Origin of the sequence: Bartonella queenslandensis AUST/NH15, from assembly GCF_000312585.1 — a bacterium.
Taxonomy (GTDB): domain Bacteria; phylum Pseudomonadota; class Alphaproteobacteria; order Rhizobiales; family Rhizobiaceae; genus Bartonella; species Bartonella queenslandensis_A.
The window spans coordinates 27,676-29,924 of record NZ_HE998007.1; the positions used below are offsets into that span (position 1 = coordinate 27,676).

General features: G+C 34.1%; 1 pseudogene. It reads right to left on the reverse strand.

Annotated elements, in window-relative coordinates:
* Positions 1-1,632 (reverse strand): annotated as a pseudogene (locus BN338_RS06995) (autotransporter outer membrane beta-barrel domain-containing protein); the annotation flags it as partial.
* Positions 1,633-2,249: the final 617 nt, after the last annotated feature.

Below are 2,249 nucleotides of genomic sequence, written 5' to 3' on the forward strand. Positions count from 1 at the left end.
ATAATATTGGTAAGGCAAACCCTCTAATGCAATATAAGCACGATTTAACTGAAAAGAATCTTCTGCCGCTTTTCCAGACACCTGAATAAGTGAAATACTATGAGCATTTTCACCCGTCGCTATCTCCCCCTGCTTTCCTACAACAAATTGCACATAAACTGTCGTTTTTCCAGAAACATCACCGTGTATCAAAAGGCGATCTGTCTTTTTATTATTGAGCAAACCATCACTCTTGAGATGTGTGTTGAGATAAATATCCGCCTTATCTTGCGCACTATAAACTTCCTTTTCTCCCTTCCCAATATAAAGTGTCTGATATTCGTGAAACATTGGAGTTTCAAAAGCAATAAAACTATCAGAAAGTTTTATAAATGAAATAAACGAACTTGTACGATTTGCAGCGTGCGAATCTATCTCTCTCCTTTCTGTCAAAAACCACTTTGATCCTCTTGTCAAATAAAGCTCAGCAATAGAATTATCATCAACACGAGTTCCTCCTATTAATGAAGAAGAATCTGCCAAAATCGCTACAGTCCCCCCTTTTTCAGCTGTTAACAATAAATCACCAGAAATTTTTGTGCCTTCTGTTACTCCAATATAACTCCGACTGTTATGACTATGAATAGCTGTTCCAGCTGGAATCTCAAAAACCGTCTTTTTCAAAAAAACAAGTCCCTGTTCGAACGCATTATTCTCTCCTCCCATTTTAAAATACATACCATATTTGTTCCCCATTGCTTTAATTGTTGAATCTTCAATATTAACCCGTAAAATTAAAATATTCTCTTTCAAGCCGCCCCCAGATTGCGTGCTCAAATCTTGTCCAACTGTTAAAACATGAACATCCGTAGAAACAATATTCGCATTTTTTAAATAAACAGAACCCTGTTGTTTTACATTAAAAACTGTATGTGTAATTTTTTCATTTGTATTTTCTCTATGTCCTATTTTTTGACGTTTTGAAGTAATGGTGACATTATCTAAAGTTGCACGCCCCCCTCTCCCCACATAAAGCGCAGCAGCATCATTCACATCAATAAATCCCCCTTTCATCTGAATATCCGCACCAGACCTAACGAAAAGAGCACTCTCTTGACCAATATCCTGACCTTCCACTTTAATTTTTGTATTCGTTAACGTAATAGATGCTCCTACCTTTTCTGCATAAGCAGCGACCTGAGAAGCTTCAATTTCTCCACGATTGACCTCAATTATTCCATGATCAGCTTTAAGACCTATTGATACATTTTTAAAAGCTGAATCGCTCAAGACAATTTTTCCCTCTTGTGATACAACAGCACCATAAAGATCTTCTATACCCGCAGTCCCTTCAACCTCTATACGCATTGCCTGAATAACTGTATTTGGCTCCTGTACTTCTATAGCAGCAGGCAAGGTGAGACCACTCCCCTCCTCATTCCTTGGTTTAACAGGTACCGTAAACTTATATTTTTTATCATTAATTGTATGCTTTGCACCATCACTGCATTCATAAGGTAATTTGTTTTCATCGCATGACGGTAATACAAATGAGCGAGAATGTACCTCAATATTTATGTTTAACAAAAAAGAAAAAATAGCTGCTGTAAAAACGCACGAATACAAGCGATTATTAGATACCTTGATTATCATTGCTTTTCAAAACTTTCTTTTTTCAACAAAAACAAAAAATGCTGGCAAAACAATAAACTGCAAATTAAATACAATAAGAATAAAATAAAAATGTTATTTTGCTATTTTTCTGATAAATGACAAAACTTCATAATATGTTTTGTATTTTATGTAAAGAAAGAACAAAAAATTTAAAAATATCATTGAGGATGACGATCCATTTAAAGATTCATCCCCTAAAATGCTGAGAGTTATAGTGCAAAGCGCTAGAAAATTAATCCCCCCAAAACGCGAAGAAATAATGAATTTTAAAGAAACATAATATTCAATTTATCTCATTTCCCAAAAATAAAAATACAACAAAATGATAATAATTTTTAAGATTCAAACGATCAAAATATGTTAATAAAAGCATCATACAATGAGATACAGTAAAATCTATAACCGCGTCATTTCTTCAAACACAACAAAAACAAGGAAACTCTCACTGAGATATAAGCTCACACAATTTCTCCATTAAATTGCCAACTATCGAGCACAAAATTAAATAAACAAACAAAACTTCTCTTACTACCCTATCATCAATGGTTTGAATGAAGCAATTGTAGTTTATGATCGGATTTTGCATAATTTGACAG